At 54.1% G+C, this 19,990-nt stretch carries 22 protein-coding genes and 2 pseudogenes; 8 read left to right on the top strand and 16 right to left on the bottom strand.

Annotated elements, in window-relative coordinates; all coding sequences use genetic code 11:
* Nucleotides 1-2: 2 nt before the first annotated feature.
* The 3 genes from spoT to gmk are packed head-to-tail and all read right to left on the bottom strand — an operon-like array spanning nucleotide 3 to nucleotide 3,092.
* Nucleotides 3-2,117, bottom strand: coding sequence for a bifunctional GTP diphosphokinase/guanosine-3',5'-bis pyrophosphate 3'-pyrophosphohydrolase (gene spoT, locus EGK14_RS18905; RefSeq protein WP_125290632.1), 2,115 nt, complete (start codon nucleotides 2,115-2,117; stop codon nucleotides 3-5).
* A gap of 22 nt (nucleotides 2,118-2,139) precedes the next feature.
* The gene (gene rpoZ / locus EGK14_RS18900) at nucleotides 2,140-2,415 is read right to left on the bottom strand and encodes a DNA-directed RNA polymerase subunit omega (RefSeq protein ID WP_016191359.1); all 276 of its coding nucleotides are present in this window, start codon (nucleotides 2,413-2,415) and stop codon (nucleotides 2,140-2,142) included.
* Nucleotides 2,416-2,468: 53 nt separating this feature from the next.
* Nucleotides 2,469-3,092 (bottom strand): guanylate kinase, encoded by a 624-nt coding sequence (gene gmk / locus EGK14_RS18895; protein ID WP_125290631.1) that lies wholly within the window; start codon nucleotides 3,090-3,092, stop codon nucleotides 2,469-2,471.
* A 251-nt stretch (nucleotides 3,093-3,343) separates the two neighbouring features.
* On the opposite strand from gmk, the gene ligB reads away from it, so the two are divergent.
* Nucleotides 3,344-5,008, top strand: a complete 1,665-nt coding sequence (ligB, locus tag EGK14_RS18890; protein WP_125290630.1) for an NAD-dependent DNA ligase LigB — start codon at nucleotides 3,344-3,346, stop codon at nucleotides 5,006-5,008.
* A 5-nt stretch (nucleotides 5,009-5,013) separates the two neighbouring features.
* Here ligB and EGK14_RS18885 read toward each other — a convergent pair whose 3' ends face one another.
* A complete protein-coding gene (locus tag EGK14_RS18885) occupies nucleotides 5,014-5,631 on the bottom strand; it encodes a trimeric intracellular cation channel family protein (protein WP_125290629.1) in 618 nt (205 codons plus the stop codon).
* Nucleotides 5,632-5,892: 261 nt separating this feature from the next.
* Here EGK14_RS18885 and EGK14_RS18880 point away from each other — a divergent pair, with 261 nt between their 5' ends.
* Nucleotides 5,893-6,294 (top strand): hypothetical protein, encoded by a 402-nt coding sequence (locus EGK14_RS18880; protein ID WP_125290628.1) that lies wholly within the window; start codon nucleotides 5,893-5,895, stop codon nucleotides 6,292-6,294.
* Nucleotides 6,295-6,341: 47 nt separating this feature from the next.
* Here EGK14_RS18880 and EGK14_RS18875 read toward each other — a convergent pair whose 3' ends face one another.
* The 6 genes and pseudogenes from EGK14_RS18875 to EGK14_RS18850 form a co-directional block, all read right to left on the bottom strand.
* Nucleotides 6,342-6,674, bottom strand: a complete 333-nt coding sequence (locus EGK14_RS18875; protein ID WP_125290627.1) for a zinc ribbon domain-containing protein YjdM — start codon at nucleotides 6,672-6,674, stop codon at nucleotides 6,342-6,344.
* Between the two features lie 307 nt (nucleotides 6,675-6,981).
* Nucleotides 6,982-7,440: pseudogene (locus EGK14_RS18870) on the bottom strand (DUF943 family protein); the annotation flags it as partial.
* Nucleotides 7,430-7,916: pseudogene (locus EGK14_RS18865) on the bottom strand (YPO3983 family protein); the annotation flags it as partial. The pseudogenes EGK14_RS18870 and EGK14_RS18865, both read right to left, overlap by 11 nt.
* Before the next feature lie 199 nt (nucleotides 7,917-8,115).
* On the bottom strand, nucleotides 8,116-8,580 hold the full coding sequence (locus EGK14_RS18860) for a DUF943 family protein (RefSeq protein WP_125290626.1): 465 nt from the start codon (nucleotides 8,578-8,580) through the stop codon (nucleotides 8,116-8,118).
* Entirely contained in the window at nucleotides 8,570-9,415 is an 846-nt protein-coding gene (locus EGK14_RS18855) for a YPO3983 family protein (protein ID WP_125290625.1), read from the bottom strand. The genes EGK14_RS18860 and EGK14_RS18855 overlap by 11 nt, the downstream gene beginning before the upstream one ends.
* 524 nt (nucleotides 9,416-9,939) lie before the next feature.
* Nucleotides 9,940-10,803 (bottom strand): YicC/YloC family endoribonuclease, encoded by an 864-nt coding sequence (locus EGK14_RS18850; protein WP_125290624.1) that lies wholly within the window; start codon nucleotides 10,801-10,803, stop codon nucleotides 9,940-9,942.
* Nucleotides 10,804-11,024: 221 nt separating this feature from the next.
* Between EGK14_RS18850 and rph the strand changes: the two genes are divergently transcribed.
* Together rph and pyrE are read left to right on the top strand one after the other, a co-directional pair.
* On the top strand, nucleotides 11,025-11,741 hold the full coding sequence (gene rph, locus EGK14_RS18845) for a ribonuclease PH (protein ID WP_125290623.1): 717 nt from the start codon (nucleotides 11,025-11,027) through the stop codon (nucleotides 11,739-11,741).
* Between the two features lie 51 nt (nucleotides 11,742-11,792).
* On the top strand, nucleotides 11,793-12,434 hold the full coding sequence (gene pyrE / locus EGK14_RS18840) for an orotate phosphoribosyltransferase (protein WP_125290622.1): 642 nt from the start codon (nucleotides 11,793-11,795) through the stop codon (nucleotides 12,432-12,434).
* A gap of 144 nt (nucleotides 12,435-12,578) precedes the next feature.
* On the opposite strand, the gene slmA is transcribed toward pyrE, so the two are convergent.
* From slmA to coaBC, 3 genes are all read right to left on the bottom strand, one after another.
* Nucleotides 12,579-13,175, bottom strand: a complete 597-nt coding sequence (gene slmA, locus EGK14_RS18835) for a nucleoid occlusion factor SlmA (protein ID WP_125290621.1) — start codon at nucleotides 13,173-13,175, stop codon at nucleotides 12,579-12,581.
* A 107-nt stretch (nucleotides 13,176-13,282) separates the two neighbouring features.
* A complete protein-coding gene (dut, locus tag EGK14_RS18830; protein WP_125290620.1) occupies nucleotides 13,283-13,741 on the bottom strand; it encodes a dUTP diphosphatase in 459 nt (152 codons plus the stop codon).
* Nucleotides 13,719-14,930: a bifunctional phosphopantothenoylcysteine decarboxylase/phosphopantothenate--cysteine ligase CoaBC gene (coaBC, locus tag EGK14_RS18825; protein ID WP_125290619.1), complete on the bottom strand. Its 1,212-nt coding sequence runs from the start codon at nucleotides 14,928-14,930 to the stop codon at nucleotides 13,719-13,721. The genes dut and coaBC overlap by 23 nt, the downstream gene beginning before the upstream one ends.
* A 184-nt stretch (nucleotides 14,931-15,114) precedes the next feature.
* On the opposite strand from coaBC, the gene radC reads away from it, so the two are divergent.
* From radC to mutM, 4 genes are all read left to right on the top strand, one after another.
* The gene (gene radC, locus EGK14_RS18820) at nucleotides 15,115-15,783 is read left to right on the top strand and encodes a DNA repair protein RadC (RefSeq protein WP_125290618.1); all 669 of its coding nucleotides are present in this window, start codon (nucleotides 15,115-15,117) and stop codon (nucleotides 15,781-15,783) included.
* Nucleotides 15,784-16,065: 282 nt separating this feature from the next.
* Nucleotides 16,066-16,302, top strand: coding sequence for a 50S ribosomal protein L28 (gene rpmB, locus EGK14_RS18815; protein ID WP_004154798.1), 237 nt, complete (start codon nucleotides 16,066-16,068; stop codon nucleotides 16,300-16,302).
* A 16-nt stretch (nucleotides 16,303-16,318) separates the two neighbouring features.
* A complete protein-coding gene (gene rpmG / locus EGK14_RS18810) occupies nucleotides 16,319-16,486 on the top strand; it encodes a 50S ribosomal protein L33 (protein WP_001051798.1) in 168 nt (55 codons plus the stop codon).
* Between the two features lie 97 nt (nucleotides 16,487-16,583).
* A complete protein-coding gene (gene mutM / locus EGK14_RS18805) occupies nucleotides 16,584-17,393 on the top strand; it encodes a bifunctional DNA-formamidopyrimidine glycosylase/DNA-(apurinic or apyrimidinic site) lyase (RefSeq protein WP_125290617.1) in 810 nt (269 codons plus the stop codon).
* Here mutM and coaD read toward each other — a convergent pair whose 3' ends face one another.
* Genes coaD through waaA form a run of 3 tightly spaced genes read right to left on the bottom strand, consistent with a single transcriptional unit; the run spans nucleotide 17,394 to nucleotide 19,936 of the window.
* Nucleotides 17,394-17,876 (bottom strand): pantetheine-phosphate adenylyltransferase, encoded by a 483-nt coding sequence (gene coaD, locus EGK14_RS18800; RefSeq protein ID WP_125290616.1) that lies wholly within the window; start codon nucleotides 17,874-17,876, stop codon nucleotides 17,394-17,396.
* Nucleotides 17,873-18,661, bottom strand: coding sequence for a glycosyltransferase family 2 protein (locus tag EGK14_RS18795; RefSeq protein ID WP_125290615.1), 789 nt, complete (start codon nucleotides 18,659-18,661; stop codon nucleotides 17,873-17,875). Before EGK14_RS18795 ends, coaD begins: the two co-directional genes overlap by 4 nt.
* Nucleotides 18,662-19,936 carry a lipid IV(A) 3-deoxy-D-manno-octulosonic acid transferase gene (waaA, locus tag EGK14_RS18790; RefSeq protein ID WP_125290614.1) on the bottom strand — a complete coding sequence of 425 codons (1,275 nt, stop codon included), beginning with the start codon at nucleotides 19,934-19,936 and terminating at the stop codon, nucleotides 18,662-18,664.
* Nucleotides 19,937-19,990 lie beyond the last annotated feature (54 nt).

Below are 19,990 nucleotides of genomic sequence, written 5' to 3'. Positions count from 1 at the left end.
CGCTAGTTTCGGTTGCGGTGAACTTTAATCACGTCAGGCATTACGCGGATTTTGCGCATAATATTCGCCAGATGTACGCGATCGCGTGCCGTCAGACGGATAAAGGCGCTGTAAACCCGGCCATCTTTCTCTTCCGTGTTCAGGCTCTGGATATTCGATCCGGCAGTGTTGATGGCCGCCGTCAGGTTTGCCAGCGCGCCCTGGTGGTTAAACATATCCACCTTGATCTCCGCCACAAACTCCTGCTCGGTAACCTTATCCCACTCTACCGCCATAAACTTCTCTGGCTCTTTCTGGTAGCCGCGGATATTCCGGCAGGATTCATGGTGCACTACCAGACCTTTGCCGGGGCTGACATGCGCCACAATAGGATCGCCGGGAATAGGGCGGCAGCACTTGGCAAAGGTGATCAGCACGCCGTCGGCGCCTTTGATCGGCAGCTTGCCGCGCGATGGCGTACTGGAAACCACCGGCGCAGGCTGGTCGCTCTGCTGCAGGTTTTTCGCCACCACCACGCTCATAGCGTTGCCCAGGCCAATCTCTGCCAGCAGATCGTCCAGCGTCGCCAGCTTCATGCGTTCCAGCTCGTGCTGAATACTCTCCGGCGAAATCTCGGCCAGCTTGCGGCTGCCGCCCAGCGCATGATTCAGCAGGCGACGGCCAAGGCTGACAGAGTCGTCGCGCTTGAGGTTTTTCAACAGCTGACGGATTTTGGCGCGCGCTTTGGAGCTGACCACGAAGTTCAGCCAGGCGGCGTTAGGCCGCGCGCCCGGTGCCGTAATGATTTCAACGGTCTGACCGCTGGTCAGCGGCTGGGAAAGCGGGTAGGGCTGGCGATCGACACGCGCGCCCACGCAGGCATGACCGATATCGGTGTGCACCGCATAGGCGAAGTCAACCGGCGTCGCGCCCGCAGGCAGTTCGACGATGCGGCCTTCCGGCGTGAAAACGTAAATCTCGTCCGGGAAAAGATCCGATTTTACGCTTTCGATAAATTCAAAGGAGCTGCCCGCGCTCTGCTGCAGCTCCAGCAGGCTTTGCAACCAACGCTGGGCGCGGATTTGCGCAGTGGTACTGCTTTCGCCCTGCTCTTTATAGGCCCAGTGCGCCGCGACGCCCATCTCTGCCATCTGATCCATATCTTCCGTACGGATCTGCACTTCAACCGGTACGCCATGCGGGCCGATCATCGAAGTGTGCAGCGACTGATAGCCGTTGGCCTTGGGGATAGCGATGTAGTCTTTCACCCGGCCCGGACGAGGCTTATAGAGGCTGTGCATCTGGCCCAGCACCCGGTAACAGGTATCCACGTCGTGAACGATGACCCTGAAGGCATAGATATCCATAATGGAATGGAAGCGCTGCTCTTTCAGGTGCATTTTGCAGTAGATGGAATAGAGGTGTTTTTCCCTGCCGCTGACGCGACACGGAATGCCGGCTTCCTGCAGACGACCGTCAATCTCCGCAAGGATTTTCTGGATCATCTCTTTGCGGTTGCCGCGCGCCGCTTTCACTACCTCTTTGATAACGCGGTAGCGGTTGGGATAGAGCGCCTCGAAACCCAGCTCTTCCAGCTCGGTTTTCAGGTGATGAATACCCAGGCGATGCGCCAGCGGACTGTAGATCTCCAGCGTTTCCAGCGCGATACGACGACGCTTATCCGGACGCAGCGATCCCAGCGTGCGCATGTTATGCGTGCGGTCAGCCAGCTTGATCAGAATGACGCGGATATCCTGCACCATCGCCATGATCATTTTGCGAAAGTTTTCGGCCTGCGCCTCTTTCTTATCGCGGAATTTCAGCTTGTCTAGCTTGGAAACCCCCTCCACCAGTTCAGCCACGTTCTTACCGAACAGCTGTTCCATATCCTGATAGGTGGCGGGAGTATCCTCGATGACATCATGCAGAAGCGCGGCCATGAGCGTTTCATGGTCGAGCTTCATCTCCGCCAGAATACAGGCGACAGCAACCGGATGGGTAATGTAAGGCTCACCGCTGGAGCGAGTCTGTCCCTCGTGAGCATCACGTGCGACAAGGTAAGCTTGCTTGAGGCGCTTTATCTGGTCCTCAGGCAAGTATTTTTCAATCAGTTGATTGAGACTTTCAAACAGATACAAGGGCGAGCCTTCCGGCTGATGATTAACGACGACCTTCAGCGATAGCGGTAACAGCCTGCAGTTCTGCGGCTTCCTGCTCCTGCTGTTCCTGACGATCACGGACATCCAGAATCTGGTTGGTGATCAGACCTTCTTCGATCTCGCGCAGCGCGATAACGGTAGACTTGTCGTTTTCTTCCGGAACCAGCGGATCTTTGCCGCCAACCTGCATCTGGCGAGCGCGACGAGCGGCGACCAGAACCAGGTCAAAACGGTTACCAATTTTTTCTACTGCGTCCTGTACGGTTACGCGTGCCATAAGTGTGATACTCCACGGTTGACGAAATGACTGGGCATCATACTGAGTTGTCCTCAGTCTGCCAACAGTTTGCTGATTAAAGCATCATGACGGGATTTTTGACGGCCCATTCGCAGACGCTCGGCGCGAATAATGGTTTTCAAATCGGACAGCGCCAGATCGAAATCATCGTTCACAATAAGGTAGTCGTACTCCGCATAGTGGCTCATTTCCGCGACGGCCTGCGCCATACGTCGGGCAATGACCTCTTCGCTGTCCTGACCGCGCCCGCGCAGGCGGCGATCCAGCTCGTCTTTTGACGGCGGTAAAACAAAAATGCTGCGTGCCTGCGGCATTTTCTGACGGATTTGCTGCGCGCCCTGCCAGTCAATATCTAAAAAGACATCCACGCCGGTTGAGAGCACCTGCTCGATCGCCCTGCGTGACGTGCCGTAATAATTGCCGAACACTTCGGCATGCTCCAGAAAGGCATCTTCTTCGATCATACGACGAAATTCGTCATGGTTTACAAAATAATAGTGTTCGCCGTGATTCTCACCCGGACGCACGCCCCTGGTGGTATGGGAGATGGACACCTGAGTGTCATACAGCGGTTGCGTCTTTAGCAGCGCGTTAATCAGGCTGGATTTACCCGCGCCGCTTGGTGCTGAAACAATAAAAAGTGTGCCTTGAGCCATGATGATTTCTTGCTATGCCAGTCGGAGTTTACTTCCTGCACAGTATACACGGGTGAAGGCCAGGATGCAGCGTTTCGGCTGTTCTGCCGCGTTTTTTCTCTAAATCTGGAAGATGGCTCGCGGTACTGATGACAGGTTTCATGCTAGGAGGAAAACTTTTCGATATGTTTTCCATAAGCAATCTTACGCTATCGCCATGTTCTGATTTTGCCGATTTAATAAGCGAAGCAGAGCAACAAGGGAGTGTGACGATGCGAAGCATAGTAATAATGTTCGGGCTGGGAGGGGGGGCCATTGCGCAGGCTTTTTGCCCCGTCTGGTCACCCGCCCGGGCAGAACTGGAGATGGCAGCGCTGGAAAAACAGCTGAGCGACTGGGATCGCGCCTACTATGAGCAAGGCATCAGCCTGGTTGAGGATGAACGCTATGATGCCTTAGAGAAAACGTATCATGACTGGCAGCGCTGCTTCCGGCCTGAAAGCGACTCTCGTTCGCCGGCGCTGGCGAAAAGCGGCAAGGTACGGCATCCGGTGGCGCATGTTGGCGTCAAAAAGCTGCCGGACAGAAAGGCGGTAGCGCGCTGGATGGTGGGAAAGCAACCGCTGTGGGTCCAGCCAAAACTGGACGGTATTGCCGTGACGCTCTTGTATCGGTATGGAAAACTTGTGCGGGTAATCAGTCGCGGCGACGGGCTGCGAGGGGAAGACTGGACGGAAAAAGCGCGCCATATTCCCGCTATTCCGCAGCAGATAACGCTGGATGACGATCCCCTGGTTTTGCAGGGCGAGCTTTATCTGAAGATGACCGATCACCAGCAGGCCAGCCAGGGTGGCGTTAATGCCCGCGCCGTCGTGGCTGGTGCAATGCGGCGTAATGAGAGCTCGCCGCTATTGGCACAGCTGGGCATATTTATCTGGGCCTGGCCGGACGGACCGGAAAAGATGCCGCAGCGCTTACAGCAGTTAAGCAAGGCGGGCTTCAGCATTATGGAAGCCTGGAGCAAGCCTGTTGCCAACGCTGATGAAGTCGCCGACTGGCGCGAACGCTGGTTTCATCAGCCTCTGCCCTTTGTTACGGATGGTGTGGTGATCCACGGTACGCCAGTAAAGGGCGCTTACTGGCTACCCGGCGATAATACCTGGTCAGCAGCCTGGAAATATACGCCGCTGAAAGTGAGCGCAGAGGTTCGCTCAGTCGATTTCCCCATTGGGCGGACGGGAAAAACAGGCGCGGTACTAAATCTGTTACCCGTACAGCTGGATGATAAAAAAGTCAGCCGGGTCAATATTGGCTCGCTTAAACGCTGGCAGGCGCTGGATATCGTGCCGGGCGACAGGGTCGCCATTAGCCTGGCGGGTCAGGGCATCCCCAGGCTTGACGAGGTCATCTGGCGGGTACAAAAACGGGACAGGCCGCCCGTACCGGATGCTGATGCTTTTCATGCTCTGAGCTGTTTTGACTATACGCCTGCCTGTCGCGAGCAGTTTCTGGCCCGCCTTGTCTGGGCAAGCGGCAGACAGGCGCTGGCGATGACCGGCGTCAGCCGTAGCAGCTGGCAGCGCCTGATGCAGGCCGGGCAGCTGACCCATCTATTTTCCTGGCTTGCGCTGACTCAGGAAGATCTGCGGAAAATTGCTGACCTCACGCCCGCCCGCGCAGACTGGCTTTACCACCAATTCTCGCTAAGCCGACGGCAGCCCTTCAGGCGTTGGGTAAAAGCCCTGGGCGTTCCTGTACCGGAAGGTGCCCTGAACGCTATTGAAGATAACGACTGGTCAACGCTACTGGCCCGACGGGAAGAGGCATGGCAGCAGCTACCAGGCATAGGTAAAACGCTGGCCGGGCAAATCGTGCGTTTTCTGCATCACCCTCAGGTGCAGCAGCTGATTGCTTATGCAGATGAGGCAAGGCGATGAACCTTTTAGTGATCGGCATGAGGATAGTTAAATACCGGCAGCCCCAGCCGGAAGCGCAACGCCAGCAGGCGCGCCAGAAAGCCAAACAGCAGCGTGATGATGATGGCCAATTCGTCGGATACCGGCGTTTTCAACAGCAGGATATAGAGCCAGCCGGAAGCAAAGGCGATACCGGCATAAAGCTCCTTCTGGAAAACCAGCGGGATACGGTTGCAGAACATATCGCGCAGCACGCCGCCGAAGACGCCGGTAATCACCGCACTAATAGCCGCAATAATCGAGGCATGGCCCATATCCAGCGCCACTTTGGTGCCGATGATAGAGAAAACGGCCAGGCCCAGCGCGTCCAGCACCAGGAAGACCTTGCGCAAATGCGGCATCAGCGGCGCCAGCTGGGTGGTAATAACGGCAGCCATCGCCACAATGACGATGTATTCGGGGTGTTTTACCCAGCCAAGCGGGTAGTGGCCAAGCAGCATATCGCGCACGGATCCGCCGCCAATAGCGGTAACGGAAGCGATAATAATGACGCCGAACATATCCATTTTCCGGCGGCCAGCGGCCAGCGCGCCGGTCATGGCTTCTGCGGTGATCCCAATCAGATAAAAAACAGTAAGTAGCATAACCTGCTCCTGAGCAATCGGCGGCAAGCCTGCAGGATCCCAGACAGGTTGACGAGTGAATTTTTCTAAAAGCCGTTAAGTAAATGAGTTTACCTAATCTGAAAATAAAGTAACCGTGCGCGTCTCAGGGACAACATTTTATTTTATTTGAGTTTTTTTGAATCCGCTATTCAGCAATGGGCTTAGCCACCTGACATAGCATGATTAAAAAACTGCACGGCTGGATCCTGAAGTCGGGCAGGCTATCACAAGGATGAGAAAATGATGGCAGGTGAAATTTTCCGACTGTTGGCAAAAGGGATCCATCCGGAAACAGGCGAGCTGTTGCCGCCAGCTTCTGTTGTGCATACACCCGAGGCTATAAGGCTGTTGTTTGCTCTGGCTGAAGAGTTCAGCAGCGTGAATTTCAGTGCTGTAAAACGGCAAGAAAAGGTGAAGCTGACGCCAGAAGAGCGTCGGGAAAAGAATCGAGCGGAAGGGCGGCCAGGCAACGCTTATCTTCCCTGGTCTGAAGAGCAAAAACAGGAGTTGATAGCGCTTTTCCGGCAGGGCCATTCCGTCAGCGACCTGGCTGGCCTGTGTGAGCGTTCACCGCGTTCAATCGCCATGCAGTTAGAAAAGCAGGCGCTTATCACGGCAGAACAGGCTGCGGCCTTTAGCTGAAGACTGCGCAGCCTGTACCCCGATCGTCGCCGCAGGTTAAAACCGGATCAGTTTTTCTTTACGAATTCTGATTTCAGCTTCATCGGGCCAAAGCCGTCAATTTTACAGTCGATATTATGATCGCCTTCCACCAGGCGAATGCTTTTTACTCTGGTGCCGATCTTAAGAGGCGTCGAGCTGCCTTTGACCTTGAGGTCTTTAATAACCGTCACGCTGTCGCCGTCAGCCAGCAGATTGCCGTTGGCGTCTTTTACCACCAGCGCGTCTGTGACTTCTGTGTTGCCAGACCAGACGTGGCCGCATTCGGGACAGTTAAACAGGTCGCCATCCTGCCAGCTGTATTCGGAGTGGCATTCAGGGCAGGGAGGAAGAGTTTGCATAAAAACCTTAAAATTATCCGCAGGAAAAGAAGGGGGATTTTAGCCTGGTGCCGCCTGTAAAACTATTCATCTTTAACAATATGCGTCAGGCACAGGGTTTATGCGCTCACCAGTGATATAAGGTGTACGGCAGACAATAACGGGTTATCCATATAGCCAATTATCTTTTCAACCAGATGACTGTAGTGGCCATATAGAGAAAATGTAAGTGATAGCGACCGGCGCTCATTCGTGCTTTCTTCGCATAGTTGGTGCGGAGGGAGCGGAAGACTTTATTGTTGTCTCTGCGCGAGTGGAGCCGTTCTAATCTGATTTTTTTTACCATCTTACCACTGTCGTTTATACGATATGTTCCGCTATCTACAATGAAATAAAGGCCGGTATTCCTGCTATTGTTAACCATAATGAGCGAATCTTTATCAATACAATTTACTGGCGGTTTCATATCATTAAAACAGAGTCGGTCATACCCATAGGTTTATTTATATCCATCACCAAACCCCCAAAAAATGATGGTGAAAAAACCATCCAGGGCCGGCCTTGGGATGTTATACCTGCTCTTGAGGATTTCTTTGTTTTTCAACCACCAATTAACTTTCCCTTGTTCAGTTAGAGGGAAGTTCTTTACTAAAACATCGCTATAGTTATGTCTTTGGTGAACAGCTATGATCTCCACGGGACGTAACGACAACAAGAGGAGGTAAACCAGCAGGGTGCAGCTAATAAGTAATGACGCACAAAACGCTTTTTTAATTTTAGATTTCATTGCGCTCACCTGTAATCTCTACAGTAGCTTCCATATTGGTCATGAATGGCCTGAAGCCAAACTGGTTGTATCGCTGGAGCACGAACCAGATACGGAAAAAATGGAACTGACTAAATTTTTTTTCAAAATATCATCGCTATTCAAACCAAAATGGTCCTGTACCTTGTAATGTACCACTGTCCGATAGCGATCATTATCAATATGCAGTGATTTTATAGTGATATGTGTAGCCCAGGTATCGTGAACGGTAATGCCCATACCATTGTAATGGTCCTGGAATCTGTCGAACTTTGGTAACTTACTACTTAGTATTGCATCTCTTAGTCTGGTCTTGTTTTCAACTGGAAAATTTTTTCTTTCACAGTCTGTACCTGTTCTGAATGCTTTTGATAACAAAATGCGTGTGCTTTTTTTTCGGAAATATCTCTAATTATCTGTTCTTTCAATGCCCTGTCCAGAGAATAGCGGGCTAATGGGGCTAAAAAACCACTCATTTGTTACGTTCGCCTTGCACGTCACCGCCTTACTGAAAGGAGTCGAGGCAGGCGGTAAGGCGTTGCCGCTTTTCTCCCCGTCGGGATAGCCTCCCTGCCATTTTGTTACTTTCGCAGAGCTGGTGAAAGTTAGGGTAGAGCGGATGATTTTATTGCTGTCCCCACGCGAGGGAGAGGGGTACTATTCGTCTTTAAGTTTTATTTTATTACCGTTTTTTTCCATACGGTATCTTCCATCGTACACCCTAAATAATATTTCTTTTTTTCTATTATTCTCTACAGAGAAAACGGCATTTTTATCTATGCAATTTTTAACGGTATTCATGTCATCAAAGCAGCGACGGTCATACTTCCCTTTTTCTTTGTATCCCTCGCCATAATCCCAAAAATTCACATAAAAATTACCAGAGGATGAAGGACAGGGGATGTTATATTTTATTTTCAATGAGTCTTTATTTGCCAGCCACCAATTTATCTTTCCTTTATCGGTGAATGGGAAATTTTTTACTAAAATCTCGCTAAAATTATCTTCCTGATGGACAGCGATAATTTTGACTGGTCGTGAGGTCAACCACCAAAAGTAGCCAGTCAACGCGCAGCTGGTTATAACAAGAGCCACCGCGATTTTTTTTAAGTTAGCTTTCATTAGGGCCCCCGGTAATCTCTACAGTGGCTTCCATATTGGTCATGTATGGCTTAAAGCCAAACTGATCGTATCGCTGGAGTACAAACCATATGCGGAATAAATGGAACTGGCTGAATTTTGTTTTCAGTATATCGTCGCTATCGAGGCCAAAGTGATCCTGTATCTTGTAATGCACGACAGCCCGGTAACGGTTATTATCGATGTGCAGTGATTTTATAGTGATATGCGTTGCCCAGGTATCATGAACCGTAATACCCATGCCGTTATAATTATCCTGAAACCTATAAAATTTAGGTAACTTGCTATCAAGTATTATTCTTGTTATTTCCCCCCTCATTTCGGAAGGGTAAAATCTATTATTCCAATCTGTATTTTTACTAATAATCCTTTTAATTCTTAAAAAAGTACTGTTGTCTGTCCCGTCATTAAGAATCTGCTCTTTCAATGCCCGGTCCAGCGAGGTATCACGAAAGGGTATACCGTTGCCGTTCTGCATGTGGGTGATCATCTTTTCGATCAGGTGGCTGTACGGCCCGTACAGGGAAAATTTGCGGGATAACGAGCGGAATTCATCAAACAGCATTGCGGCACACTGCTGGCGAGTGATCTTTTCACCCTGGCCGCGCAAATTGCAGCAGAACATGGATTGAGGACGATCCATTGAGGAACGCCGGGTAAGCTTCCAGGGATCAACCCGGTCAGAAATGTAATCCAGCCGATACTGTGATTTTAACTGTGCTTCGGTCAGATCGCCGCAGCGCATATCACTCGCGCCATAGTCGTCCATCCACTTTTGGGTTTTGAATATGGTGCAGGGGAGCTGTAGTGCGGTCATTGTGAAACATTCCTTGTGCAATCGTCCGTCAGGATCTGTACGGAAATCATACGCGCTGGTGGGCCGGAGTGTAAACGCTGCACCTTCTTTGCACGTAATTTTTTGCAGATTAAGGCAATCAGGCTTTTTCTCACGAGTACCGGGCGCGAGCTGGTGATCCCGTCTGTTCGTCTTAATTAGTTAAAATTAGCGAATTAAGAACATTTACAGGGTGAGGGCTGAACAATGCGCGATATACGAGCGGCGGTGAAACGCTGGGGAGAATGGGCGGCGCATGAAGATAACCGTTCTGAACGCCCCTCAAACCGTTCTCCTGCCTTAATCCATGCCTGCATCTGAATATCTGTCAGCTATGCCATAGTGTTGCATTAACATTGAATAGTGCTTTGTACCCAAGCTGGAACGAGGAAAGTACTTTGAGTACAAAGAAAATGCGCGATGTTATGCAACAGCATGAAAATAATAAAGCCCGCAATTAGCGGGCTTTATTGGTTTTCTGCTACTGAGTGCGACTGTATGCAACTTTACTCGATATTCTGAATCTGCTCACGCATCTGCTCAATCAGCACCTTCAGCTCAATAGCCGAAGTGGTAACCTCTGCATTGATTGATTTAGACGCCAGCGTATTCGATTCGCGGTTAAATTCCTGCATCATAAAGTCGAGGCGGCGGCCCACCGCTTCTTTCTTTTTCAGGATGTTATAGGTTTCTTTAACATGCGCTTCCAGACGATCCAACTCTTCCGCCACGTCCACGCGCTGCGCCAGCATAATCAGTTCCTGCTCAACCCGATTACTGTCCAGCTGAACCTGAGCCTCTTCCAGTTTGGTCACCAGACGTTCGCGCTGCCATTTCAACACGTCCGGCATTTGCGCACGTACTTTAGTCACTTCAGTAGTGACGCCTTCCAGCCGTTGTTCAATCAATGATTTTAACGCGGCGCCTTCCGTTTCACGGGCGGCGATAAAGTCGTCCAGAGCGCTGTCCAGCGCGCTCAACAACTCTGCGGAAATGGCATCCAAATCCTGCTCTTCTGCTGACATGACGCCAGGCCAGCGCAAAATATCGACCGGATTGATTTCGCCCTCGTCGCTCTGCATTTTGACCCAGTTGGCGGCTTTAACCAGCTGAATAGCCAGTTTTTCATTCAGCACCAGGGAGCTCTGCGCGCGCACGTCTGCGTCAAAACGCAGATTACACTCGATTTTACCGCGGGTCAGGCGGTTGCGAATGCGTTCGCGGATCACCGGCTCCAGGCCGCGAAACTGCTCGGGCAGACGGATATAGGTTTCTAAATAGCGCTGGTTTACGGAACGAAGCTCCCAGGCTGCGCTGCCCCATTCGCCTTTGGTTTCACGCCGGGCGTAGGCGGTCATACTGCGGATCATTGTGCGTACCCGTTTTCAGAATAAGTTCAGGTGATTATAGCGGTGCCGGCCTTGCCTTAACAGGCATCTGGTCAAACTCTGACAAATCAACGGGATTGAGGCTGCGCTTACTATCGCGCCAGCTGCACAGAAACCGCGTTGCCAGCAGGCTGTCATAGGCATTCGGCTGTGAAATCCGTATAATGCGCAGCCAATCACGATTTTCAAGCCGGAGAAAAACCATGCGTCCAGCAGGCCGTAATGCCCATCAGGTGCGTCCCGTCACCCTGACTCGCCACTACACCAAACATGCGGAAGGCTCCGTTCTGGTTGAATTCGGTGAAACCAAAGTCCTTTGTACCGCTACCATTGAGGAAGGCGTGCCGCGCTTTCTGAAAGGACAGGGCCAGGGCTGGGTAACCGCAGAATATGGCATGCTGCCACGCGCTACTCATAGCCGTAACGCTCGCGAAGCGGCCAAAGGCAAGCAGGGCGGCCGCACGCTGGAAATTCAGCGTCTGATTGCCCGCTCTCTGCGCGCCGCACTGGATCTGAAAGCGCTGGGCGAGTTCACCATCACGCTGGACTGCGACGTCCTGCAGGCGGATGGCGGCACGCGTACCGCTTCTATTACCGGCGCCTGCGTAGCGCTCGCAGATGCGCTTAATCATCTGGTCGCTATCGGCAAGCTGAAAGCCAACCCGATGAAGGGGATGGTCGCCGCCGTGTCTGTCGGCATCGTCAACGGCGAAGCGTTATGCGATCTGGAATATGTCGAAGATTCTGCTGCGGAAACCGACATGAACGTAGTCATGACCGAAGATGGCCGCATGATTGAAGTGCAGGGCACGGCAGAAGGCGAGCCGTTCAGCCATGACGAGCTGCTGACGTTGCTGTCGCTGGCTCGCGGCGGTATTGATACGCTGATTCAGGCGCAGAAAGCGGCGCTACAAGACTGATTTCCCCAGGCGACCACAGAGTCGCCTTTTTTAACGATTGAGGAGCGAGACATGAAAGCCTGGCAGCGCCAATTTATCGAATTTGCTATTAATAAGCAGGTCCTGAAATTTGGAGAGTTCACGCTGAAATCCGGACGTAAAAGCCCCTATTTCTTTAACGCGGGCTTGTTTAACACGGGCCGTGACCTGGCGCTGTTAGGCCGTTTCTATGCGCAGGCGCTGGTGGATTCCGCTATCGATTTCGATCTGGTGTTCGGCCCGGCCTATAAAGGCATTCCTATCGCTACTACCACCGCCGTTGCGCTGGCCGATCACCACGACCGCGATGTGCCTTACTGTTTCAACCGTAAGGAAGCGAAGGATCACGGCGAAGGCGGAACGCTGGTCGGCAGCCCGTTACAGGGCCGTATTATGCTGGTAGATGACGTTATTACCGCCGGTACCGCTATTCGCGAATCGATGGAGATCATCTCGGCGAATAAGGCGACCCTGGCCGGCGTGCTGATTTCGCTGGATCGGCAGGAGCGAGGCCGCGGACAGGCCTCGGCTATTCAGGAAGTGGAGCGCGATTACGGCTGCAAGGTTATCGCCATCATCACGCTGAACGATCTGATTAGCTACCTGGAAGAGAAACCGCAGTTGGCCGATCATCTGGCCGCCGTCCGGGCCTACCGCAAAGAGTACGGTATCTGACGAATACGGGCCGCCGGTTGCGGCCCTTTCATTTCCCACCAGCTGCAAGGCAAACTACGGCCTTTTAAATTCAGATCAGCTGGCAGGCCAACTGTGGCCTTTTCGATTCAGATCGGCTGGCAGGCCAACTGCGGCCTTCCCGATTCAGACCAGCTGACAGGCCAGCAGCGGCCAGCGCGTTTCAAATTCCACCGTCGGGCGATAGCGGAAATCGGAACGCACAAAGCGCGACAGCAATCCCTCACAGAAAGCCAGCAGCTGCGAGGCCAGCAGCGCCTCCTCCGTCTGGAATCCTTCGCCGGTACGCATTTTCTGCTCGCGCAGCACCTGCTTCAGCTGCACCTCGATACGTTCGAACAGCTGGTTGATTCTGCTTTGCAGACGGTCCTGCTCGAACATCAACGCATGGCCGGTCAGAATACGTGATAAGCCCGGATTACGCTCACCAAAGCCCAGGATCAGCTGGATAATCAGCCGTAAACGCGGCAGCGTCTCTTTTTCATCCTGCAAGATTAGATTGATGCGCGTAATCAGGCTGTCTTCAATAAACTCAATCAGGCTGTCAAACATGCGGGTTTTGCTGGGAAAATGCCGGTAAAGCGCAGCTTCAGAAACCCCCACGCTTGCCGCCAGTTTGGCGGTAGTGATCCGCTGGCTACCATCGCTGGATTCCAGCATCTGCGCCAGCGCCTGCAGTATTTCTTCGCGACGATTCCTTTTCGCACTTTTATTCTCTGCCATGTCCTGAAAGACCCCTGAAATATCACCATGTACGGGCAAGCGCCCACGCAACATCCGTGAGCCATCACGCTCACGGTGGAAATAAGGACGGGTGCTCTGGTCGGTCGTTACTGACGACCCGAGTGGCCGAAGCCGCCTTCGCCGCGCGCGCTGGCGTCGAAGTCATTAACCAGATTGAATTCAGCCTGAACGACCGGTACAAACACCATTTGAGCGATACGCTCGCCTGGCTCAATGCTGAACGTCTCCTGGCTGCGGTTCCAGACGGAAACCATCAGCTGCCCCTGATAATCGGAGTCAATCAGCCCGACCAGGTTGCCCAGCACCACGCCATGCTTATGGCCCAGGCCGGAGCGCGGCAGGATAACGGCCGCCAGCTGAGGGTCGCCAATATGGATAGCCAGGCCGGTTGGCACCAGCGTGGTCGCGCCCGGCGCCAGCTGTACCGCCTCGTCCAGGCAGGCGCGCAGATCGAGACCAGCGGAGCCGGAAGTGGCATAGGCGGGCAGAGGGAAAGTGGTGCCCACGCGCGGGTCTAAAATCTTAACGTCGATTTTTTTCTTCATAACGGCTGACTATCTCGTCCAGTAATTGTTGGCCCAGGAGCTGCTTATCGCCGAGCGGTAAGGCTTTATTCCCTTCCTGCCAGAAAAGATGCAGGGCATTGGTATCGCTGTTGAAACCGTGCCCGGCTTTTGAAACATCGTTGGCGCAAATCAGATCCAGATTCTTCCGAACCCTTTTTTGCCGGGCGTATTCTTCCACATTCCGGGTTTCCGCTGCAAACCCCACCACGTAGGGGCGGTTTTGCTGCATGGCCGCGACGCCTGCGACGATATCCGGATTTTTCACCATTTTCAGCAGGATTTCGTCACCCTGCTTTTTGATTTTCTCACTGGCGACTTCCGCTGCGCGGTAGTCGCCAACGGCAGCGGCCGCGATAAAAATCTGCTGTTCGGCAACGCTGGCCATCACCGCCTGTTGCATTTCCAGGGCGCTTATCACATCGATACGTTTGACGCCCGGCGGCGTGGCCAGGGCAACCGGCCCGGCAACCAGCGTCACGTTAGCGCCCCGTTTTGCGGCGGCGGCGGCCACGGCGAAGCCCATTTTACCCGAGCTGTGATTGCTAATGAACCGGACTGGATCAAGCGATTCGCGGGTTGGGCCAGCCGTCACCATCACATTAAGGTGCGCTAAATCGTGCTGCGGCGTCGCCCAGCGGGCGGCTTCGTCCACGATAGTCAGCGGATCTAACATACGGCCCGGCCCGACGTCGCCGCAGGCCTGGCTGCCGCTGTCCGGCCCCCAAATCATCAGGCCGCGCGCCTGCAAAACCTGAAGATTATGCTGCGTGGCGGCGGCACGATACATCTGCTGGTTCATGGCGGGAACGACGGCGACAGGCGCCGCCGTCGCCAGGCATATTGTGGTGACCAAATCGTTAGCCATCCCTGCGGCAACGCGAGCAATAAGATCGGCCGTGGCGGGTGCAAGGATCACCAGGTCAGCCCATTTTCCCAGTTCGATATGCCCCATCGCTGCTTCCGCCGCCGGATCGAGCAGGTCGTCGCTGACCGGATGACCCGATACGGCCTGGAGACTCAGCGGCGTGATAAATGCTTTGGCCGCGGCGGTCAGCACGACGCGCACTTCCGCCCCGCGATCGCGCAGGCGTCTTACCAGCTCAGGCGCCTTGTAGGCAGCGATACCGCCGCTTACGCCCAGCACAATACGTTTACCGGTTAATGTCATAGTTTCTGCTCCATTGAGCCAGCAGGGCGCCCGCGCGCCGGAATTCTGCCATTTTATCATAATCCCTGCCTGCTGACTTTTAGCACAACGACCGTACTGTAAAGCAGCGCGGCAAACGGAAAAATGCATAGAAAAATACTGTATATAATGCCATGATTTAGCCAGCTACGGAAGGAGAAAGCGGATGAAGAAGCCATGGAAAAAAATGCCGCCGCGCGAAAAGCTGGTGGCGGGCGGGGCCGGCACGTTGACGGATACGGAACTGTTGGCGATTTTTTTACGTACCGGCGCGAACGGTGTCCACGTCATGACGCTGGCGCAACAGCTGCTGGAGGAGTTCGGTTCGCTGCACCGGCTGATGACGGCAGACAAAGACGCGTTTTTACGGGTAAAAGGCGTAGGCGTGGCGAAGTATGCCCAGCTTAATGCCATTGCCGAGCTGGGCAGGCGCTTTTTCACCTGTGCGGATTCGGTAAAGCAGGCCATGCAAAGCCCGGGCGATATGGTGAATTTCCTGCACAGCAAGCTGGCGCATCGTGAACGTGAGATTTTTATGGTGGTTTTTTTTGATAATCAGCATCGGGTCATTCACACCAGTGAAATGTTCGCGGGTACGATAGCCAGCGTAGAGGTGCATCCGCGTGAAATCGTGCGTGAAGCGCTGAAGCAAAACGCGGCGGCGATTATCCTGGCGCATAACCATCCCTCGGGCATTTCGGCGCCCAGCATGGCCGATCGCGATGTGACTCAACAGGTTAACGACTGCTGCAGGCTGTTTAACATCCGCGTGCTTGACCATATTGTTATTGGTCAGGGCGAATATGTTTCCTTTGCGGAAAAAGGCTGGCTGTAATGCGGAAAAAAGCGGCAAACCGCGTTTTTTTCATCGTAGCGGCGGTGCTTTTTCCGTTCAAATGCGGCAATTTTGCGCGATCCAAAGGGATCTTTATCTGTTCGGGACTTGAGCACCAGCGTTGCAGGGCGTATACTACGCCACCTTTGAGAATCTCGGGTTTGGCATTTGGGCCTGCTCAGCGGGTTCACATAGAACTCGCCTGGATGGGCTAAGAGCCTGACGAGGCGGCCAAGACCTTATTTTTAAAGCTCGAGCTTATTTGATTTTTGGAGAATTGACATGTCACGAGTCTGCCAGGTAACTGGAAAGCGTCCGGTGACGGGTAACAACCGTTCCCACGCAATGAACGCGACGAAACGCCGTTTCCTGCCGAACCTGCACTCTCACCGTTTCTGGGTTGAGAGCGAAAAGCGCTTCGTTACACTGCGCGTATCTGCCAAAGGCATGCGCGTAATTGATAAAAAGGGTATTGAGACGGTTCTGGCCGATCTGCGTACCCGCGGTGAGAAGTACTAAGGTAAGGAACTGAAACATGGCTAAAGGTATTCGTGAGAAGATCAAGCTGGTTTCTTCTGCTGGTACAGGTCACTTCTATACCACCACGAAGAACAAGCGTACTAAGCCGGAAAAACTGGAACTGAAGAAATTCGATCCTGTTGTCCGCCAGCACGTGATCTACAAAGAAGCTAAAATCAAGTAATTGACTTTAGCGACTGAAAAACCCTGCCTCGGCGGGGTTTTTTCTTTTGTGCGCCTGAAAACGTTTTTACGTCTGAAAATATCTGCGGGAGGTTTGTATGCCGGAATTACCAGAGGTTGAAACCAGCCGACGCGGTATCGAACCGCACCTTGTCGGCGCCACTATTCTGCACGCCGTGGTGCGCAACGGCCGTTTGCGCTGGCCGGTCTCGCATGAAATCCACAGCCTCAGCGATCGGCCGGTACTCAGCGTACAGCGCCGCGCCAAATATCTGCTGTTGGAGCTGCCTGAAGGCTGGATCATCATCCATCTTGGCATGTCCGGCAGTCTACGCGTGTTGTCAGAAGAGGCACCGCCGGCGAAGCATGACCACGTGGATTTGGTGATGAGCAACGGCAAAGTGCTGCGCTATACCGATCCTCGCCGCTTTGGTGCCTGGCTGTGGAGCAGCGATCTGGCCGCCAGTAACGTACTGGCCCACCTTGGCCCGGAGCCGCTGAGCGAAGCTTTTAACGCGGATTACCTGTTTGAGAAGTCGCGCAGCAGGCGCACGCCGGTTAAGCCCTGGCTGATGGACAACAAGCTGGTGGTGGGCGTTGGCAATATTTACGCCAGCGAATCGCTGTTTGCCGCCGGGATCCATCCCGATCGACCGGCAATGGCGTTGACCAGAGAAGAAGTGGTTCTGCTGACGGAAACGATCAAAGCCGTGCTGTTGCGATCGATTGAGCAGGGCGGCACCACGCTGCGTGATTTCCTGCAGTCGGACGGCAAACCGGGCTATTTCGCCCAGGAGCTACAGGTCTATGGCCGTGCTGGCGAACCCTGCCGCGTTTGCGCCACGCCGATCGTAGGTGCCAAACACGCGCAGCGCAGCACCTTCTATTGTCCAACCTGTCAGAAATAATCAGGCGGAGAGCTTTGCCAGCAGCGCGCTGTGCACCGACGGCGGCAGGAAAGCGCTGACGTCGCCGTGATGGCGCGCCACCTCTTTGACCAGCGTGGAAGAGATAAACGAATATTTTTCTGAAGGCATCAGAAACACGCTTTCAAGCTCCGCCAGCAGGTGCCGATTCATATGCGCCAGCTGCATTTCGTATTCAAAATCGGAAACCGCCCGCAGGCCGCGCACCAGGACGTTGGCCTGCTGATCCCGCGCGAAGTTCGCCATCAGATCGCTGAATCCTACCACTTCCACATTCGGCAAGTGTGCGACCACCTGTTGCGCCAGCGCCACGCGTTCATCCAGCGAAAACATCGGCTTTTTACTGGGGCTGGCGGCAATAGCCAGGACGATATGGTCAAACATCAACGCGGCGCGCGTGACGATATCCAGATGACCGTTGGTCATGGGATCGAAAGTGCCGGGATAGATCGCTTTTGTGCTCATAATCCGCCTTTGCCGGAAGCGTGGGAAGAGTGGTTCAGCGCCCAGAGCGCCGTATATTTATTGAAGGTGTACTGCGCGTTAACCACGGCAAGCAGCCAGCCCTGTTTGCCATCCAGAAAACCGGCGCGCAGCACCAGGGTTTTCAGAAAGGCGCCCAGCGTATGGGCGAAAATTGAAAGCAGACCGCACTTTTTCCCTTGGTGGTGACGCTGCTTCGCCCAGGCTTCGGCATATGCGAACTGCTTCCACTGAAACGCGGAGAAATCGCGGCAGGTCAGATGCAGCAGGTCGCCCTTCAGCGCCACCACCTGCGCCCCTTTGGCTTCCAGCGATTCATGTACCTGATGATCGTTATAGCCGTATTCACGTGGATAGAGGCGGGTCACACGGTCAGGATACCAGCCGCTGTGGCGCATAAAACGTCCCATAAACAGATTACGGCGGCCCAGGCTATAAACCGTAGCGGGCGCGGCAGGCTGTTGCAGCACGGATTCGATAGCGGCGCGCAGCGGCGGCGTCACGCGCTCGTCGCTGTCGATCATCAAAATCATCGGATGCGTGGCATAGCTCTGCGCCAGCTGGCGCTGTTTGCCGTAGCCGTGCCATTCGCGGGAGTGAAACACTTTGGCACCGTGGCGGGCGGCGATTTGCGGCGTGCCGTCGCTGCTGCCGGAGTCCAGCAGCACAATCTCGTCGGCCCAGTTCACGGACTCCAGACATTCCGGCAGCAGTTCGGCTGCATCTTTAGCGATCAGCACGACCGACAGAAGCTGACGTGAAGACATTTAGTGATTCCGCTGTGGCAGATAGGGTTCAAGTAACTGTAGCAGACGCTGTAGCGCGCCCTGATTCTGATGCAGCACCTCTACCGCATGGCGGCCGTAGTAAAGACGATAGTCTTCGTCGGTCAGCAGCGTACCGATCTCTTTATCCAGCGAGTCGGCATCGTTTACGGTGATCAGACCGTCCGCCTGCTGAAGTTTTGCACAGATATCTTTGAAGTTAAACGTATGCGGCCCCATCAGCACGGGAATAGCATGCGCGGCGGCCTCCAGCGGATTATGTCCGCCGCGCTCCACCAGGCTGCCGCCGACGAAAGCCAGATCGGCGATGCCGTAGAGCAGCATCAGTTCGCCCATCGTATCGCCAATCACCACCTGCGTGCTGCTGGAAGGGATCTCGCCGCTGCTGCGTAACGTGTAGCTGAAGCCGGCCTTTTGCGTCATGTCGCGAGCCGTGTCGAAACGTTCCGGATGGCGCGGTACCAGGATTAGCAGCAAAGCAGGAAAACGCGCCAGGAGCTTGCGGTGCGCTGCCAGGATAATGCTTTCCTCACCCTCGTGCGTGCTGGTGGCGATCCATACCGGACGACGCGGCGCCCACTGCCGACGCAGCGTCACCGCACGGGCGGCCAGCTCGGGCGTCACGGAGATATCGAACTTCAGGCTGCCGGTCACCGCCAGCTGGGAACGCTTCAGGCCAAGCGCCACGAAGCGTTCGCCGTCTTCCTGGTTCTGCGCCGCGATCAGCGTAATCTTTTGCAGCAGACGCTGCATAAATTTACCGAGCTTGCCGTATCCTTTCGCCGAGCGCTCCGACAGGCGGGCGTTCGCGATGACCAGCGGGATTTTTCGGGCATGAAGCTGCGCGATCATATTTGGCCACAGCTCGGTTTCCATAATGATGACCAGCCGCGGGCTGACATTATCCAGAAAGCGGTTCATTGAGCCGGGCAGATCGTAAGGCAGATAGACGTGGTGAACATCTTTACCGAAGGCGGAAGCCGCCCGTTCCGAACCGGTCGGCGTCATGGTCGTCACGGTAATCGGCATCGTGGGATAACGGTGGCGCAGCGCTCTGACCAGCGGCACGGCGGCCAGCGTCTCGCCGACAGAAACGGAGTGCAGCAGTATACCGTCCGGCTTGACCTTGCCTTTACAGTAGCCGTAGCGTTCGGCCCAGCGCTTCCGGTAGGCGGGCGCTTTTCTGCCGCGTAACCAGAGCCGGAGCCAAATCAGAGGCTGAATAAGATAGAGCAGGACGGAATAAATTGTTGTCATCACAGTTTACGAATTACGGAGTGACTCGCGTCAGAAAGTGCCGGAAAAGAGAAA

The sequence above is a fragment of the Erwinia sp. 198 genome (assembly GCF_003937915.1).
GTDB classification, from domain to species: domain Bacteria; phylum Pseudomonadota; class Gammaproteobacteria; order Enterobacterales; family Enterobacteriaceae; genus Erwinia; species Erwinia aeris.
Note: the sequence above shows the minus strand (reverse complement) of the source record. Positions and strands in the feature narration are given on the sequence as shown.

Excerpts from the sequence above, each read along its gene's own strand:
- rph (WP_125290623.1), top strand. The coding sequence starts at position 11,025 with ATGCGTCCAGCAGGCCGTAATGCCCATCAGGTGCGTCCCGTCACCCTG.
- rpoZ (WP_016191359.1), bottom strand. The coding sequence starts at position 2,415 with ATGGCACGCGTAACCGTACAGGACGCAGTAGAAAAAATTGGTAACCGT.
- waaA (WP_125290614.1), bottom strand. The coding sequence starts at position 19,936 with ATGACAACAATTTATTCCGTCCTGCTCTATCTTATTCAGCCTCTGATT.
- slmA (WP_125290621.1), bottom strand. The coding sequence starts at position 13,175 with ATGGCAGAGAATAAAAGTGCGAAAAGGAATCGTCGCGAAGAAATACTG.
- coaBC (WP_125290619.1), bottom strand. The coding sequence starts at position 14,930 with ATGACATTAACCGGTAAACGTATTGTGCTGGGCGTAAGCGGCGGTATC.
- EGK14_RS18860 (WP_125290626.1), bottom strand. The coding sequence starts at position 8,580 with ATGAAAGCTAACTTAAAAAAAATCGCGGTGGCTCTTGTTATAACCAGC.
- EGK14_RS18855 (WP_125290625.1), bottom strand. The coding sequence starts at position 9,415 with ATGACCGCACTACAGCTCCCCTGCACCATATTCAAAACCCAAAAGTGG.
- coaD (WP_125290616.1), bottom strand. The coding sequence starts at position 17,876 with ATGAGCACAAAAGCGATCTATCCCGGCACTTTCGATCCCATGACCAAC.
- ligB (WP_125290630.1), top strand. The coding sequence starts at position 3,344 with ATGCGAAGCATAGTAATAATGTTCGGGCTGGGAGGGGGGGCCATTGCG.
- EGK14_RS18850 (WP_125290624.1), bottom strand. The coding sequence starts at position 10,803 with ATGATCCGCAGTATGACCGCCTACGCCCGGCGTGAAACCAAAGGCGAA.
- gmk (WP_125290631.1), bottom strand. The coding sequence starts at position 3,092 with ATGGCTCAAGGCACACTTTTTATTGTTTCAGCACCAAGCGGCGCGGGT.
- EGK14_RS18875 (WP_125290627.1), bottom strand. The coding sequence starts at position 6,674 with ATGCAAACTCTTCCTCCCTGCCCTGAATGCCACTCCGAATACAGCTGG.
- EGK14_RS18795 (WP_125290615.1), bottom strand. The coding sequence starts at position 18,661 with ATGTCTTCACGTCAGCTTCTGTCGGTCGTGCTGATCGCTAAAGATGCA.
- dut (WP_125290620.1), bottom strand. The coding sequence starts at position 13,741 with ATGAAGAAAAAAATCGACGTTAAGATTTTAGACCCGCGCGTGGGCACC.
- rpmB (WP_004154798.1), top strand. The coding sequence starts at position 16,066 with ATGTCACGAGTCTGCCAGGTAACTGGAAAGCGTCCGGTGACGGGTAAC.
- EGK14_RS18880 (WP_125290628.1), top strand. The coding sequence starts at position 5,893 with ATGATGGCAGGTGAAATTTTCCGACTGTTGGCAAAAGGGATCCATCCG.
- rpmG (WP_001051798.1), top strand. The coding sequence starts at position 16,319 with ATGGCTAAAGGTATTCGTGAGAAGATCAAGCTGGTTTCTTCTGCTGGT.
- pyrE (WP_125290622.1), top strand. The coding sequence starts at position 11,793 with ATGAAAGCCTGGCAGCGCCAATTTATCGAATTTGCTATTAATAAGCAG.
- mutM (WP_125290617.1), top strand. The coding sequence starts at position 16,584 with ATGCCGGAATTACCAGAGGTTGAAACCAGCCGACGCGGTATCGAACCG.
- radC (WP_125290618.1), top strand. The coding sequence starts at position 15,115 with ATGAAGAAGCCATGGAAAAAAATGCCGCCGCGCGAAAAGCTGGTGGCG.
- EGK14_RS18885 (WP_125290629.1), bottom strand. The coding sequence starts at position 5,631 with ATGCTACTTACTGTTTTTTATCTGATTGGGATCACCGCAGAAGCCATG.